The organism is Massilia scottii (assembly GCF_030846495.1).
Lineage (GTDB): Bacteria > Pseudomonadota > Gammaproteobacteria > Burkholderiales > Burkholderiaceae_D > Telluria_A > Telluria_A violaceinigra.
Map to the genome: position 1 here is coordinate 120,466 of NZ_JAVCWM010000012.1, position 15,840 is coordinate 136,305.

Annotated in this window: 13 protein-coding genes; all 13 read right to left on the reverse strand. The window is 66.0% G+C overall.

Going from position 1 to position 15,840, the window contains the following annotated elements:
• Positions 1 to 52: 52 nt before the first annotated feature.
• Positions 53 to 1,198, reverse strand: coding sequence for a nucleotidyltransferase family protein (locus RBA41_RS18170; RefSeq protein WP_306625610.1), 1,146 nt, complete (start codon positions 1,196 to 1,198; stop codon positions 53 to 55).
• 33 nt (positions 1,199 to 1,231) lie between these two features.
• The gene (gene galE, locus RBA41_RS18175) at positions 1,232 to 2,230 is read right to left on the reverse strand and encodes a UDP-glucose 4-epimerase GalE (protein ID WP_306625612.1); all 999 of its coding nucleotides are present in this window, start codon (positions 2,228 to 2,230) and stop codon (positions 1,232 to 1,234) included.
• 47 nt (positions 2,231 to 2,277) lie between these two features.
• A complete protein-coding gene (locus RBA41_RS18180; RefSeq protein ID WP_306625613.1) occupies positions 2,278 to 2,997 on the reverse strand; it encodes a hypothetical protein in 720 nt (239 codons plus the stop codon).
• A gap of 8 nt (positions 2,998 to 3,005) precedes the next feature.
• A complete protein-coding gene (locus tag RBA41_RS18185; protein ID WP_306625614.1) occupies positions 3,006 to 4,286 on the reverse strand; it encodes a nucleotide sugar dehydrogenase in 1,281 nt (426 codons plus the stop codon).
• 63 nt (positions 4,287 to 4,349) lie between these two features.
• Positions 4,350 to 5,102, reverse strand: coding sequence for a WecB/TagA/CpsF family glycosyltransferase (locus RBA41_RS18190; protein ID WP_306625615.1), 753 nt, complete (start codon positions 5,100 to 5,102; stop codon positions 4,350 to 4,352).
• On the reverse strand, positions 5,099 to 6,208 hold the full coding sequence (gene wecB / locus RBA41_RS18195; RefSeq protein WP_306625616.1) for a non-hydrolyzing UDP-N-acetylglucosamine 2-epimerase: 1,110 nt from the start codon (positions 6,206 to 6,208) through the stop codon (positions 5,099 to 5,101). The genes RBA41_RS18190 and wecB (RBA41_RS18195) overlap by 4 nt, the downstream gene beginning before the upstream one ends.
• An 82-nt stretch (positions 6,209 to 6,290) precedes the next feature.
• Positions 6,291 to 7,595 (reverse strand): phenylacetate--CoA ligase family protein, encoded by a 1,305-nt coding sequence (locus tag RBA41_RS18200; RefSeq protein ID WP_306625617.1) that lies wholly within the window; start codon positions 7,593 to 7,595, stop codon positions 6,291 to 6,293.
• 19 nt (positions 7,596 to 7,614) lie between these two features.
• Positions 7,615 to 9,609 carry a heparinase II/III domain-containing protein gene (locus tag RBA41_RS18205; protein ID WP_306625618.1) on the reverse strand — a complete coding sequence of 665 codons (1,995 nt, stop codon included), beginning with the start codon at positions 9,607 to 9,609 and terminating at the stop codon, positions 7,615 to 7,617.
• Positions 9,606 to 10,658 carry a glycosyltransferase family 4 protein gene (locus RBA41_RS18210; protein WP_306625619.1) on the reverse strand — a complete coding sequence of 351 codons (1,053 nt, stop codon included), beginning with the start codon at positions 10,656 to 10,658 and terminating at the stop codon, positions 9,606 to 9,608. The genes RBA41_RS18205 and RBA41_RS18210 overlap by 4 nt, the downstream gene beginning before the upstream one ends.
• On the reverse strand, positions 10,658 to 12,139 hold the full coding sequence (locus RBA41_RS18215) for a phenylacetate--CoA ligase family protein (RefSeq protein ID WP_306625621.1): 1,482 nt from the start codon (positions 12,137 to 12,139) through the stop codon (positions 10,658 to 10,660). The genes RBA41_RS18210 and RBA41_RS18215 overlap by 1 nt, the downstream gene beginning before the upstream one ends.
• Positions 12,129 to 13,307: a glycosyltransferase gene (locus RBA41_RS18220; protein ID WP_306625623.1), complete on the reverse strand. Its 1,179-nt coding sequence runs from the start codon at positions 13,305 to 13,307 to the stop codon at positions 12,129 to 12,131. Before RBA41_RS18220 ends, RBA41_RS18215 begins: the two co-directional genes overlap by 11 nt.
• A gap of 102 nt (positions 13,308 to 13,409) precedes the next feature.
• On the reverse strand, positions 13,410 to 14,684 hold the full coding sequence (locus tag RBA41_RS18225) for a glycosyltransferase (protein ID WP_306625624.1): 1,275 nt from the start codon (positions 14,682 to 14,684) through the stop codon (positions 13,410 to 13,412).
• Complete coding sequence (gene wecB, locus RBA41_RS18230) at positions 14,681 to 15,838, reverse strand: non-hydrolyzing UDP-N-acetylglucosamine 2-epimerase (RefSeq protein ID WP_306625626.1); 1,158 nt, start codon at positions 15,836 to 15,838, stop codon at positions 14,681 to 14,683. The genes RBA41_RS18225 and wecB (RBA41_RS18230) overlap by 4 nt, the downstream gene beginning before the upstream one ends.
• Positions 15,839 to 15,840 lie beyond the last annotated feature (2 nt).

Genomic DNA, 15,840 nt, shown 5'->3' on the forward strand with positions numbered 1-15,840 from the left:
AACTGTTTTTATGTGCGTCTGCTTGTTCCAGCTTATTTCAGCTTATTTCAGCTTATTTGGCCGCTTCCAGCGCCACGTCGGTGCGCCGGGTGAAGCGGCGGTCGCGCGCATTGACCCATTCGTCGGAGGCGTATTCCGAGACGTGCTTCATTTCGCCGGCCCGGTCCACGCTGTAATCCTTAAACACGATCATTTCATCTAACGTCACATCGCGCAAGACCCGTGTGTACTCGAACAGCACGCTGCGCACCACCTTCGCGCCGGCGCAGATGTGGCTGCCGTGGCCGATCCAGCTCGGGCCGATGATGGTCGCGCCAGCTTCGACGCAGGCGCCCGAACCGATATAGACGGGCCCCTCGATGGTCGTGCCTTCCCATTCGATGCGGGTGTTCAGGCCGACCCACAGGCCATCCTCGACCTGGATGCCGGGCACGTCCATGTGGGCGACTTCGCCCAGCAGCACGTTTTGCAGGGTCTGCCAATAGTCGGACACGCTGCCGATATCGATCCAGTTGAAGCCGCGCGTCTGCGCGTAGAACGGCAAGCCTTCCTTGGCCAGCAGCGGGAACAGTTCCGAGCCGATGTCGAACGGCACGCCGGTGGGAATCATGTCGATCACGCGCGGCTCGAAAATATAGATGCCGGTGCTGATGAAGTTCGACTTCGCTTCGGCCTCGGACGGCTTTTCCTGGAATTCGGTGATGCGGCCATCCTTGTCGGTGACCACCACGCCGTAGCTCGACACCTTATCCCAGGGCACTTCCTTGGTGATGACGGAGGCCAGCGCACCCTTGCGGCGGTGCTCGAACAGGGCCGATTTCAGGTCGAGGTCGATCAGCGCGTCGCCGCACAGCACGATCGTGGTGTCGTCGAAAAAGCCGCCGAATTCCTGGATCTTCTTCATGCCGCCGGCCGAGCCGATCGGCTGCGGCACGACGTCGCCCTCATCGTTGGTGTAACCCTCGAAGGAGTAGCCGATCTGGACCCCGAACTGGTGTCCTTCGCCGAAATACTCTTCGATCTTTTCGTGCAGATAGCTGACGTTGACCATGATTTCGGTCACGCCGTACTTGGCCAGGTGCTCGACCAGGTAAGCCATCACGGGTTTGCCCAGGATCGGGATCATCGGCTTGGGCAGATCATAGGTCAGGGGACGCACACGGGTGCCTTTACCAGCAGCCAGGATCATCGCTTTCATGGGAATTGTTCCTTCATATTGACTGTTCGAGCCTTACTTGGGCAGGGATTGCCAGCGCCATGCATCGACGCACATCTGGGCCACGTCGCGCTCCGCTTTCCAGCCCAGCTCGGTTTCGGCGAGGGTGGCGTCGGCGAAGCAGGCGGCGATATCGCCGGGGCGGCGCGCAACGATCTGGTAGGGCACGTTCTTGCCGCTGGCCTGCTCGAATGCGCGCACCATTTCCAGCACACTGTTGCCGCGCCCGGTGCCGAGATTGTACGTAACAATGCCGGGACCTGTCGCCAGCTTGCTTAAGGTTTTGACATGTCCAATGGCAAGGTCGACCACGTGGATGTAATCGCGCATGCCGGTCCCGTCCGGGGTCGGATAATCGCCCCCGTACACCGACAGGAATGCGCGCCGTCCCTCGGCCACTTGGGCGATGTAGGGCAGCAGGTTGTTCGGGATGCCGTTCGGTTCTTCGCCGATCAGGCCGCTTTCGTGGGCGCCGACCGGATTGAAGTAGCGCAGCAGCGCGATGCGCCAGCCCGGCTCGGCCTTGGCGATATCGCGCAGCATGTCTTCAATGATCAGCTTGCTGCGGCCGTAGGGATTGGTGGCCGACAGCGCGAAGTCTTCCCTGATCGGCACCGACACCGGGTCGCCGTAGACGGTGGCCGAGGAGCTGAACACGAGCGAAGTGACGCCGTGGCGCTGCATGGCCTCGAACAGCGCCAGCGAACCGGCCACGTTGTTGTCGTAGTAGCGCAGCGGCTGCGACACCGATTCGCCCACGGCTTTCAGGCCGGCGAAGTGGATCACGGCGCCGATCTGGTGCGCGCTGAACGCGGCGTCGAGGGCGGCGCCGTCGCGGATGTCGCCTTCGATGAAGGTAAGCGGCTGGCCGGTGATGCGTTCGACGCGGCCCAGCACGCTGCGCTGGCTGTTGGACAGGTTATCGAAGGCGATCGGTTCATGGCCGGCCGCGATCAGTTCGACACAGGTATGCGAGCCGATGTAGCCCAGACCGCCGGTAACGAGAATTTTCATGGGTATGACGCTTTCGGAAAGAGATGGGGGGTGGCCAGCTGGCCGCCCTACTCGCCGTGCGGCAAGGTGCGCGCAAGGCTCATGCGGTTAAACAGGATGCCGACCGGGACCAGCACCAGCTGGTCGTCGAATTCGCCGCCGGCCAGGCTGGGGTCGCGCTCGCGCGCGCGCTGGACGAAGGTGGCGGTGGCGCCGGCGTTGACGCGTTCATCCAGGTTGGTGCCTGAGGTGTCCGGCTGGCGCACGCCGTGCACGCTGATGCCGCCATGCTCGCGCCCGTGCGAGAGCACCACGGCGGCGGCGCACTGGGTGGCCATCGAACATTCGGCGGCGCCCACCTGGTACGCCAGGCGTCCGGCGCGGCGCGTGAGCACCGATTTGGTGCCGAAGGCCACGGTGGGCTGGATCGGCGCGGCGCTCATCACGGGCGAGACGCTGTAGCGCAGCAGCTTGCCCCAGCCGTCGCCGGGCGCCAGCCCCAGGGTAACCCAGGGCAGCAGGCCGGTGCAGCGCGCTTCGCTGTCGCAGCGGCCCTCGAACTCGCGGCCGCCGCCGGTCTCCAGCGCCGGCCGCGGCAGGCGCCCGTTGGCCAGCGCAAAGCCGAGCAGCGCTTCGCGCGCCTGGGCCAGCGCGGCCGCGCTGCGCCGCTCGGGTCCGGCGTGCATATCGGTTTTCGCCATGCCGGACATCAGCAGCGACGCCGCGCCCATGCCGGCCACGGCCAGCAGCAGCAGCAAGGCGGCACCATCCTGGCGCGGCCTTGCCATGGCGCGCTTTACAGGCGCCATACCTTGATGCCGGCCTCGACCAGGGCGACATGGTCGAACGCGGCCTTGACGTCGATGAATACGCCGCCCTTGATCAGCTTCTTCTGGAAGTCCTCGATCGAGGTGGCCATCAGCTGGCGGTGCGAGACGGCGGCCACGAGCGCATCGGCGCGCGGCAATTCATCCCAGCTGACCAGCTTGACGCCGTATTCGTGCATCGCTTCCTCGGCATCGGCATACGGGTCGTGCACGAAGACGTCGACGCCGTAGGTCTTCAGTTCGGTGATGACGTCGGCCACCTTCGAGTTGCGCAGGTCGGCGCAGTTTTCCTTGAACGTCAGGCCCAGCACGTTGACCTTGGCGCCCTTGATGTAGCTGCCGGCGGCGATCATGTTCTTGATGGTCGTCTCGGCGATGAACTTGGCCATGCCGTCGTTGATGCGCCGTCCCGCGAGGATGACTTGCGGGTGGTAGCCCAGCATGTCGGCCTTGTGGGTCAGGTAGTAGGGATCGACGCCGATGCAGTGGCCGCCCACCAGGCCCGGGGAAAACTTGAGGAAGTTCCACTTGGTGCCGGCCGCCTTGAGCACTTCCGAGGTATCGATGCCGATCTTGTCGAAGATGATGGCCAGCTCGTTCATCAGCGCGATGTTCAGGTCGCGCTGGGTGTTTTCGATGACCTTGCACGCTTCGGCCGCCTTGATGCTCGAGCAGCGGTGCACGCCCGGCTTGACGATCGATTCGTACATCCTGGCGACCTTTTCCAGCGTCTCCGGGGTGTCGCCGGCGACCACTTTCAGGATCGTGGTCAGCGTGTGTTCCTTGTCGCCCGGGTTGATGCGCTCGGGGGAATAGCCGACGAAGAAATCGTCCTTCCATGTCAGGCCCGAGGCTTTTTCGAGCACGGGGATGCACACTTCCTCGGTCGCGCCCGGATACACGGTGGACTCGTAGATGACGGTGGCGCCCTTCTTCATGTGCTTGCCGACCACCTGGCTGGCGCCGATCAGGGGGCCGAAATCGGGATTGTGGGCGATGTCGACCGGGGTCGGCACGGCCACGATGATCAGGTCGGCGTCGGCCAGGCGGGCCGGGTCGTTGGTGTACTCGGCGTGCACGGCCGCGGCCATCTGCTCGTCCGACAGTTCGCGCGACGGGTCGACCCCGCGGCGGCAGGCTTCAACCTTGGAGACCGAAATATCGAGGCCGATGGTAGGGCCCAGTTTCGCGAACTCGACAACGAGGGGGAGTCCGACGTAGCCGAGACCGATGACGCCAATTGTGCTCATAAAACTGCCTTTGAATGAATAGTGTAAATAGGGTTCAGCAAGCGGGGATGCGGCAAGCAGGGTTCAGCGAGCGGCCGGTTTGCGCCGGGTCGCTTCCTTGAGGAACAGCCAGATGAAGCCCATGTCGTCGATAAAGTAGCGGCGGAACATGCGGCGCGGTTCCTGCAGGAAGCGGTAGAACCACTCGAGGCCGCTTTTCTGCATCCACAGCGGGGCGCGCTTGACCCGGCCGACGGCCACGTCGAAGGTGCCGCCCACGCCCATCGCGAACGGGATTTTCATCTGCGCCTGGTACTGGCCCAGGAAATGTTCCTTTTTGGGCGAACTGATCGCCACGAACAGCAGGTCGGCCCTGGCGGCGGCGATCTGCTCGACCACGCCCGCTTCTTCCTCGGCTTTCCAGTAGCCGTTGCGGTAGCCGGCCACGATCATGCCGGCGTATTTTTTCTCGTAGATGCGCTTGACGTCGGAGACGACTTCCTCGCGCGCGCCCAGCAGGTAGACGCGCCAGCCTTTTTCGGCGGCGCGCTTCATGAGCGCTTCGAACAGGTCGACCCCGGCCACGCGCTCCTTGAGCGGTTTGCCGAGCAGGCGCGCGGCCCACACCACCGGCATGCCGTCGACGTTGATCAGCGCGCATTCGTTGATGATGCGGCGCAGTTCGGGGTCGCGGTTGGCCTTGACCAGCTTGTCGACGTTGACGACCACGTGCTGGTGCGGCGTGCCGGCGGCGATGAAACCTTCCACTTTTTGCAAGGTTTCTTCCATCGTCAGGTTGTCCATCAGACAACCCATCATGTCGATACGATCGCTCACGCCAGTTCCTTCGTCAATACGGCGACGATGCGCTCGGCCGCCTTGCCATCCCACAGGTGCGGACGGCGGCCCTGCTTGCCTTCGCCGCGCAAGACCTTGCGCGCCTCGGCCACGATGCGCGCCGGATCGGTGCCGACCAGGACGTTCGAGCCTTCGTCGACGGTGACCGGGCGCTCGGTGTTTTCACGGATCGTGATGCAGGGCACGCCCAGCGCGGTGGTTTCTTCCTGCAAGCCGCCGCTGTCGGTCAGTACCACCGCCGCATCCTTCCACAGGTTGAGAAAGGCCATGTAGGCTTGCGGGCCGACCAGGGTGACGTTCGGTCCGAGGTCGATGCCGAAGCTGTCGAGATTGGCGCGGGTGCGCGGATGCACCGGGAAGATCAGCGGCAGCTCCTGGGCGATCTCGCGCAGGGCGCCGGCCAGGCTGGTCATCATGGCGGCGTCGTCCACATTGCTGGGACGGTGCAAGGTCACCACGCCGTAGCGCGCGCCGTTGGCGCTCTTCGCGGCCTTGATGGCACTGGTTTCGTACGAGGAGGTATCGGCGGTGCCCAGCTTGTCTGCCTGGAACAACACATTATCGACCATCACATGGCCGACATAATGGATCGCCGACTCGGCCTTGCCTTCGCGCTGCAGGTGGGTCACGGCGCTCGGCTCGGTGACGAAGAACCAGTCGCTGATGCTGTCGGTGACGAGGCGGTTGATTTCTTCCGGCATGGTCATGTCGCCGCTGCGCAAGCCCGCTTCGACGTGGGCCACGGGAATGTTGAGCTTCTTGGCGGCGATCGAGCACGCCAGGGTGGAATTGACATCGCCCACCACCAGCACGGCGGCCGGGCGCTCGGCCTGGCACAGCTCTTCGAACGCGACCATGATCTTGGCCGTCTGCTGGGCATGGCTGCCGCCGCCGGCGCCCATGAAGATATCGGGCTGGGGAATGCCCAATTCTTCGAAGAACACATCGTTCATCTCGCGGTCGTAGTGCTGGCCGGTGTGGATGATCTTGAAGGTGAGCGCGTTCTGCTGTTGCAAGGCGCGCACGATCGGCGCGATTTTCATGAAGTTGGGTCGGGCACCGGCAACCAGATAGATCAGTGGCATAGTCATCCAGATTTATAAAAAAAGCAATTATAATCGGAAAGGCAAATCCGTTGTCCGCACATTATCGAATGTGCGCGCCCGCTCAGCAAGCGAGCGTCTCGCCCAGGGCCAGTTCGACGTTGTCGACACGCATCACGAAGCGGTGTTTGCCGTTCTTGATGGCAACAAAAGGCTGGTTGACGGCGAAACGGATGGTGGCGAATGCCAGCGCCGCGGCAATCCGTTCCAGATACGGCGGATGGGCAAAGGCGGCATCGGCGCAATGGACGATGATCACCAGTTCGCGCGCGTCGTAGACCACCTGGAATTCGCTGATGCGCCTGTCCTCGCGGAACAGATGGGTAAAGAACTCGGAATGGACGGTATTGCCGGCACCGTCTTCGACCAGGTCGTTGGCCCGTCCGACCACGTTCTTAATCAGCGGAAAGCCTCGGCCGCAGGGGCAAGGCGCCGGCGCCATCTCGACCAGGTCGCCGGTGTCGTAGCGCGGCAGGAAGAATGCGTCGTTCGACAGGTCGGTCGAGACCAGGCGTCCGCCGGGCAGCACCTCGAAATACGAGCGCTGGGTAATCAGGTGAAAGCCGCTGCGCCGTTCGCACTCGTAGGCGGACACGCCGGCGTCGTTGCAGCCGTACTGGCTGAAGCACGGCACCCCGAAGGCTTGCTCGATGGTCTCGCGCATGGCCGCGGTGAGCACTTCGGCGGTGCAGACCACGCCGCGCAGGCGGAACTGCGGGCGCCGGCCCGACTTGTTGATGTGCAGCGCCAGCTGGTGGATGGCCGAGGCGTAGCCGTACACCAGGCGGCAGCGCCGGCGCGCGATGTCGGCCGCATAGGCGTCGAGCCGGGCGGCGCTCATGTCGAAGGCCGAGTACATGTGCACGTTCATCAGCGCGTAATAGATTTTTTGCTTGTAGCCGGTGCCGAACAGCGCGGTGCCGGCGATGAAGGCGACCGGTTCGCCCAGCCGGTAACCGGCCACCCGCCAGCTCAGCAGGATGGCGGCCCACAGGTAGGACTGGGCCTTGACGCCGGTGGCGTAGACGAAGGGTTCGCCGGTCGAGCCGCCGGTTTTCTTGCTGACCACCTTGCCGCGGTAGTCCGGGTTGACCAGCGCCGCGCGGTTGGCGTTGGCGAAGGCCTTGTCGATCACGGGGAACTGGGCGAAAGAACTGAAACGCGCGTACAGCGGAGTGGCCTTGCGTACCAGGTCCACATAGGCTTGCAGCAGCGCCTGCTGGCGCTGCTGCAAGGCTGGGGGAGACTCGAATTGCATGGCCTCGAGTTCGTGCAGGATGGACACCGTGCTGGTGCGCCTGATCAGGTCGATCAAACCGAAACGCAAACGCCCCACCACGCTTTGTACTACCGATCCATCACCCCCCATTGTCCATTCCTATGCTTGATTAGTTGACCGTCACATCCAGGTCGGTCACCGAGATGACACGTCCACCAACCGTAATCTTAGCACTTGTACCACTAAAAGTGATGTCCGGTTTAACAATCAGGCAGTTCGAACGCAGGACCGAGACGAAAAAGCCGCGGTTCTTGGCCGTCGAATAGTTAAATTTGTTCCAGAAATGCGGTCCCGCCGGCACGCTCGGCGCCGGCATGTAGCCGACCGAGGTGCCCATCGTAAACGCGTCCGGCGAGGCCACGGTGCCGCACATCTCGGCCGGCGCCACGTCGGCGCGGAAGGCGGCCGCCGTGCCGCTCAAGGCCGCCACGGTGTGCAGGTTGTACTCGTATTTGCGCGGCGTAGCGCTGTTGAGCTGGTCGATCGTCACCAGGGTCGACGGACGGATGAAGACCACGGTGCGCTTCGCCTGACTCAGCTTGCCTGCATAGGCGGCAGTGGCGTCGCCGGTGGTGATGTCGTAGGCGGCCGTCTGCAGGAACTTGGTCAGCTTGCCGGACGCGGCGCGGTCGCCCAGGCCGTTGGCGCCCAGGTACTGGCCCTGGCCGCCGTCGAAGGTGATGGCATTGTGCGCCTTGGTCTGCTTGTAGTAGTCGCGCCAGTGCGGCGAGTTGTAGTAGTCGTAGTGGCCGCTGTCCATGGCCAGTACCTTGCCCTTGGAATACATGACAAAGCTGTTCTGGTCGGCATGCGAGTGGTTCACCGAGCCGAACGGGCTGCTCTTGAAGAACACCGAGGTGCGGGCGCGGTCGGTCAGCGAGCTGTGCATGGCGGCCCAGCCGATCGCCGGGAAGTAGGCGCCGTTCGGCTGGGTGCTCGGCAAGGTGACGGCGCCGATGTACTCGCGCGGGCTGAGCAGGATGTGCAGGCGCGCATAGTCTTCGCCGGTCTGCTGCTTGACGTACCAGCGCGACAGCGTGGTGTCGGAGCGGTTCATGATGGCCTTGCCGAAGCGGGCCCAGTCTTCGATCCGGTTCACTTCGGCGCCGTCGCCGAATACGCCGACCGGCACGCCGGGCGGCAGCGCGTAGGCCATGAAGCGGGCGAATTCGGCCAGCCAGGGCTTGCGGTAGAACGGCACGCCGAGCACACGCTCGATCAGGTCCCACATCACCAGCGATTCGCCGGCATCCCAGCCGGCATAGCTCGAGCCGTTGGCAAAGCCGCCGTCGTCGCCGCCCCACGGGCTGGTGCCGCTGACATACACCGGCAGCGCGCTGCGCAGCCAGGCGTTCATCTCGGGCATGTCGCCGCGCACGATCAGCATGGCGCCGATGAATTTACCCAGGGCATTAAAGGCGATCCCGTTTTCCGGATACAGCCTGACCGTGTCGGCCACCTTGTTCAGGCCCGAGTTGCCGCAGGCGAGCAGGATGTCCTTGACCATCTGCTTGTCGGCGCTGGTCATGGCGGGATAGGCAAAATCGTAGGCCAGGGCATAGAACCAGGCGTAATCGCGCGTTTCGGAGACGTCGCCGACGCACTTGCGCGCCAGGATGCCGGGCGCAAACAGTTGCATGCGGGCCCGCATTTCGGTCAGGAACCAGGTGTTCTTGGTCATATGGTAGGCCACGGCCGCCTCGGCCATCCCTTCCAGGATGCGGTCCTGCTGCCACCAGCTTTCCATGCGCACTGCCGTATTGGTCGAATTGATCTGCGTCTTCAGGGTGCTGGTGACATTGGCCACCGAATTGCGCTGCAAATAGCCGGTCAGGGCCACGATCGACGAGGTCCGCTCGGCCTTGGTGGCCGCCACGATGCCCAGGTAATCGGCCTGGCCCTTGAACAGGCGCGGGTGACCCATCGGCGCGGCGGCGTCGAAACGGTCGATCGCGCTGGTCAGGGACGATGCGGTCAGGGCGTTGGCCGTGGCCGTCACTTCGGCGGCCGTAAACCGCGGCGTCGTGGCGGTGAAATTCTGGGCCGAGGCGGGCAGGCAGATGGCCGCCGCCGCGAGGGAAAAAGCGCCTACTAGTTTTATCATGCTGCCAACTCCTCATAACGTTGTCGAAGACGTCGCAAGACTGTCCCGACCATGTACTCGGACTTGACATGCGCAAGTCCGCGCTCGGAGATCGTATCCGCGAGGATATTATCGTCCAAAATGCGCAAAATTGAGGCAGACAATTGGGGTATATTGCTCACTTGGACCAGAAAACCACACTTTCCTTGATCCAACATCTGTGGCACAGCGCCAACATCGGTGGCGACCACCGGAACTCTTGCCATCATGGCTTCCAGAATTGACATCGGCATCTGTTCCTTATGCGACGGCAGCACGAAGACGGCCGCTTCGGCCATCAGGGCCGCGCGCGCGTCGGCATCGACCCAGCCCGGCAGGCGCACGCAATCGGCCACGCCGAGTTCGGCCGCCAGCGCGCGCGCGCCGTCGGCATCGCCATCGCCGGCCAGCACCAGGCGCGCGTCGGGCGCCTGGCGCTGCACGGCGGCGAAGGCGCGGATCAGGTCGAACACGCCCTTCTTCTCTTCCAGCCGTCCCAGGAACAGCACACTGCGCCCGGGGCGGCGCGCCAGCGGCACGGCGTCGGCGATCGGGTTGGGAAACACCTCGACCTCCTTGAGAGCGGCGCGCGTGCGCAGCCAGGCCGCCGAGACCTCGGTCAGGGCCAGGGCGGCGGCCGCGCCGCCCAGCAGGTCGAGCGCCAGGCGCTGGCGCCAGCCGGACAGGCGCAGCTCGATGAAGTCGATGAATTCGCCGCCGTGCAGGTGCAGCAGCACCGGGCGCCGGAACAGGCGCGCCGCCGCGATGAAGAGCGCCTTGCGCCAGAAGCTGACCCCGGAAGCCAGGTGCACATGCAGCACCGAGACGCGCCCGAGCACGAGCAGCGCCAGGAAATGCAGCAGCGCGGCCAGCGCGCGGCGCGCCTTGCGCAGCGCGCCGCCGTCGACGTGGGTGGCGATGAAGCGGCAGCGCCCGCCCTCCTCGTAGCCGTGCGCCAGATAAGTCTGGACCACGCTGGCCATGCCGCCGCGCGAGGCCGGCGACGGTCCGATCATGATGACCGACTTCATCAGCCGGCCCCGGTGCTGTCGCTGTCGCTGTCGCTGTCGATATGGGCCGCGCCCAGGTAGCCGGACAGGTCGAGGCGCTGCAGCAGCAGCTTGTGCTTGCCCGAGACCGAGCGCGCGATGGCGTCGACCCGCACGATCTCCACATCCAGCCCGCCCTGGGTCTTGGCCAGGATGCCGGCCGCCAGCGCGGCGCGCGCGCGCGGGGTCAGTTCGGTGTCGGACATGACCTTGAGGGTGGCTTTTCCGGGCGCGTTTTGCTCGAACTGCATCATGTCGGCGCTGGCGAGCTGCTCGAAGTGGGCCGCGCCGATGGTGCAGATCGACACCAGGCGGTGATCGCGGCATACCAGGAATTCCTGCAGGCGCCCTTCGATCCGTTCGACCACCGCAAAGCCCGGGCGCAGCGGATTGGGGGCCGCGCTCCACATGGCCAGGTCGCCGGTGCGGTAGCGGATCAGCGGCATGACCCGGTTGTCGAAGCCGGTGGCGACGATTTCGCCGAGCACGCCCGGCTCCACGATGGCGCGCCCGGCGCTGTCGACCAGTTCCACCTTGCCGTACAGGGGCCAGAAGAAATAGCGCCCGTCTTCGGGCAGCGAGATGGCCTTGACGGCGCGTTCGGAGTGGCCATAGTCGAGCAGCACCGGGCAGCCGAACACTTCGCGGATCAGCTCGACCTGGTAATCGTAGACATTCTCGGAAAACAGTTGCACGCCCTTGATGCGGGCGCAGATCCCGGGCGCCGGATTGGCCTTGAGCCAGTGCGCCAGCGGCACCAGCGCCGATGGAAAGGCGTGGATGAAGGTCGGCTTCCACCTGGCGATGGCCTCCACGTAGCCGGGCATGTACTGCGCCTCCAGGTGGTCCGACGACAGATGCAGGTAGCGCTTGATCGGGTCGTACATCCACAGCGCGCCGCCCGGCTTGCCGGCGCCCGGCACGCTGCGCCCGCGCAGCGCCAGGATGATGTCGCCCCGGCCGACCCCGGCGACCGTGTCGAACATGCTGTTATAGGCAAAGTCCTTGGAGCGCGACACGTATTTTTCCAGGTACAGCTTCATCGGCACCGAGGTCGAGCCGCCGGTAAACGCCATCAGGTGGGTTTCCGGCCCCATCCGGGTGGACAGGTAGCGCGTGCTGTCGGCCTTGATCGATTCCTTGTCGAGCAGCGGAAAGGCGGCCAGCAGCCGCCCCGCGTCCGATGGATCGCGCACCTCGGCCAGGGCCGCTTTCAGGCCGGCGTAGGCGGGCACGGTCTCGATCGCCCAGCGCAGGGTGGCCAGCAGTTTTTCGTCGGCGCGGCGGGCGGTCCATGCCGGATCGCCGCAGCGGGCGATCTCGGCGGCGAACTCGTCGTACTTGGCGCCGTAGCGCAGGCGCGTCGGCGCCAGCGAATACAGATGGCCGACCGAGCTCTTGACCCATTGCGGGGCCGCCGTATAAAACTTCAGGAAAGGATGGACAATGTCTTCAATCGGCATGCTGCTGGGCTTTCTGTGCTGTCGTGGCCGCGGTGGCGGCGGCGCTGGCGCCGGCCAAGCCGCGGAAGATGGTCTCATAACGCGCAATCATGTGCTGCACGTCGAAGCGCGCGCGCACCGACGCCAGCGCGCCCTGCCCCAGGCGCGCGCACAGCGCCGGGTCGCTGAAGCGCGCCAGCGCGGCGGTCAGCGCGCCGACGTCGCCGGCCGGGTACAGCAGGCCGTTGACCCCGTCGTCGACCTGCTCGCGCATGCCGCCGACGTCGCTTGCCACCAGCGGCTTGCCGAGCGCCATATATTCCAGGGTGGCGATCGGAAAATTCTCGTCGTGCGAGGTCAGGGTCATCACATCGCACATGCCGATGAAGGGACGCACATCCTGCTGGAAACCGGCCAGCAGCACCGCCTCGCGCAGGCCGAGGGCATCGATGCGGGCCTCGATCTGCGGCCGCATCACGCCGTCGCCGACCAGCACCGCGCGCGCCGCCACCCCTTGGCTGCGCAAGCGCGCCAGCGCGTCGAGCAAATCGCCATGCCGTTTCTCCTCGCGGAAAATCGCGCACAGGCCGATCACCAGCTCGTGCGCGCCGATGCCGTGCTGGTGGCGCAGCGCGGCGGCCGGCTGCGCCACCAGCGAGGCCGAAAAATGCCCCAGGTCGACCCCGTTGTGGACCACTTCGCTGCGGCGCAGCCCGACCCCCAGCCTGGCAAAAAACCCGCGCTGCAGCTCGCTGATAAAGATGACACAGCTGGCCATCCGGTAGAATTGACGATAAACAATAAAACGCAAACGCGCGCTGCCGCCGCGCCGCACCACGCCCATGCTGTGGCAAATAAACGTCAGCGGCGGGCGGCGCCGCGCGCGCAGGCCGGCCAGGGTGGCGCACATCAGCGAATACTGGGAAGTGGCGACCACCAGGTCGGGCTTCAGCTGGTCGACCAGGGCGGCCAGGCGCTTCAGGGCGCCCAGGTCGACTCCGCCGCCCGAATGGCAGCAGACGATGGGCGCCACCCCGCCCCGTTCCAGCTCGGCGGCCAGTTCGTCGGAATCTTTCAGGTAGGCCACGGCCACGCGGTGGCCGCGTTGCGCCAGGCCGGTCGCCAGCGCCACCAGGTGGCGTTCGGCACCGCCGAACTTGAGCTGGTCGGCGACGAACAGGAGTGTCATTGGCGTCATCTGGGCTTTCAAGCAATCATGGTCAAGAAATCAAGTCGAGGTGGAGGCGCGCGCCGGGCCGCGCCGGGCCGCGTCGCGCCAGGCCGGGCCGCGTCAGGCCGCGCCGCGCCCGATCGCCAGCGCGATCTGGGCCTTCAGGGCGGCGGCCACGCGTGGCGCGGCGAAGCGCTCGGCCACCGCTTCCGGCCCGCCCTGCCGGGCCGCGCCGTCCAATGCGGCCAGGCCGGCGCGCAGCATGCGGGTGACCGCTTCGATATCGTCCGGCGCGGCGCAGGCATCGGCACTGCCGGCCCACTCGGCGATCAGGTCGGCCGAGGTGCCCGGCGGCGTAATGCCCCAGACCGGGCGGCGCGCGCCGATGTATTCCACCAGTTTACTCGGCAAGAACACGCTGGGCAACTTGCTCGGCGCATCGATGACCAGCAGCGCGTCCGAGTCGCGCGCCAGCTGCAGCGATTCGCGGTAGCCGACCTGGCCGCGCATGCGCACCAGGCCCGCCGGCAGCGCCTTGTAGGCGTCCGATGCAAGCAGGTTGGGCGACACGTGGCCGACGAATTCGAAGGCGACCGCCTCGAGCGCGGCCGGCTGGCGTTCGGCGATGCGCGCCAGCGCCGCGAACAGCGGCTCGGGCGAGCGGGCGCCGTAGCAGGCGCCGATGTGGCGCACCACGTGGCGCACGCCGGGACGGGCCGGCGCTGGCGCGGCCGGCGCCGGGTCCAGGGCCGGAGCCGGGCCGGCGAAATTGTCCATGTCCCAGGCGTGCGGCAGCACGGCGGCGCGCGCGCGCCAGGCCGGCGGATACTTGGCCATCACCAGTTCCAGCGTGCGCTGCGAGGTAAACAGCACGCGGTCGGCGGCGCCGATCACGCGCCGCTCGAGCGCCGCGTTGACCCGGTGTTCCAGCCAGGTGTTCGGATGGAAGGGGTTGTCCGACCAGGGGTCGCTGAAATGCGCCAGCCACGGCAGTCCGGTGCGGCGTTTCAGTTCCAGCGCCAGCAGGTGGTCCGACATCGGCATGCCGAAGCTGACCAGCGCCTCGCTGCCGCTGGCCGCGATCCGTTCCAGCGCCGGAGCGAGCGCGCGGCGGCGCCACGGGCCGAGGCCGTCGGGAATGGTGTTATACAGCGGCAGCAGGCGGCGCGCGACCTTGTGCAGGAAGCCCTGGAAAAAGGTGCCGGGACTGGGCACGCAGAGCGAACCGATGCGCTCGAAAAAATCCGGATACTGGTCGTAGGCGTCGGAAAATTGCGGATCGCTGCCGTGCAGCAGCTCTACCCGCGCATCCAGGTGGTACAGCTGGCGCCCGATCTGGATCGCCTGCGGGGTCAGCTTGGGCGGCGCGTAATAGCAGATTGCAAAAATCTTCAAGCGCGCTCTCCGAAGCCGGCCAGGGTGTCGAGGATGCGCAGCGAAGCGTGGCCGTCGCCATAGAAATTGCCGCCGCTGCCGTCCCGCACGTCGCTGTCGAGCAGGCCGGCCACGGCCGCCACGATGCGTTCGCGGTTGGGGCCGACCAGGTGCACCATGCCGGAGGCGGCGCCTTCCATGCGCTCGGTGACGTCGCGCATGACGACCACCGGTTTGCCCAGGCTGGGCGCTTCTTCCTGGACCCCGCCGGAATCGGTCAGCACCACGCTGGCGTTGATCATCATCGCCACGAACGGCAGGTAGTCGAGCGGCTGGCACAGCACCAGGTTGGCGAAGCCGGCCGGCACCAGATAGCGCTCGACGGCGCCGCGCACGGCCGGGTTCGGATGCACGGGGAACACGAAATCGATCCCGGGATAGCGCGTGCACAGCTCGGCGATGGCGGTGCAGATCGCCTCGAAGCCGGCGCCGAAGCTTTCGCGCCGGTGCGCGGTGACCAGCACGAAGGGGCGGCGCGGCCCGATGAAGCGGTTCAAGCCCTGCGGCTCGAGCGCGGCGGCGACCTGGGCGCGGCAGGCCGGGTCGGTCTCGAGGCGCGCGCGCACCAGGTACAGGGCGTCGATGCCGGTATTGCCGGTGACCAGGATGCGCTCCTCGGCAATGCCTTCGCGCAGCAGGTTGACCCTGGCCGGCGCGGTCGGCGGAAAGTGCATCTCGGCGATGGCGCCAACCAGCTTGCGGTTCATCTCTTCCGGGAAGGGTTCATAGATATTACCGGTGCGCAGGCCCGCTTCGACGTGGGCCACCTTGGCCTTGGCGTAGAAGGCGGCCAGCGCGCCGGCAAAGGCGGTGGTGGTGTCGCCCTGCACCAGCACCCAGTCCGGGCGCTCCTGTTCGAGCACGGGCGCGAGGCCCTCCAGCACCCCGGTGGTCAGACCGGTCAGGGTCTGGCCCGGCTTCATCAGGTTCAGGTCATGCTCGGGAATGACGCCAAAAAAGGCCAGCACGCTGTCGAGCATTTCGCGGTGCTGGGCGGTGACGCAGACCACGACCTCGAAGCCGCCGTGGGCGCGCGCGGCCAGCACCACCGGCGCCAGTTTGATGGCCTCGGGGCGGGTACCGAAGACGAAGAGCAGTTTTTGAAGTGCGGGCATGG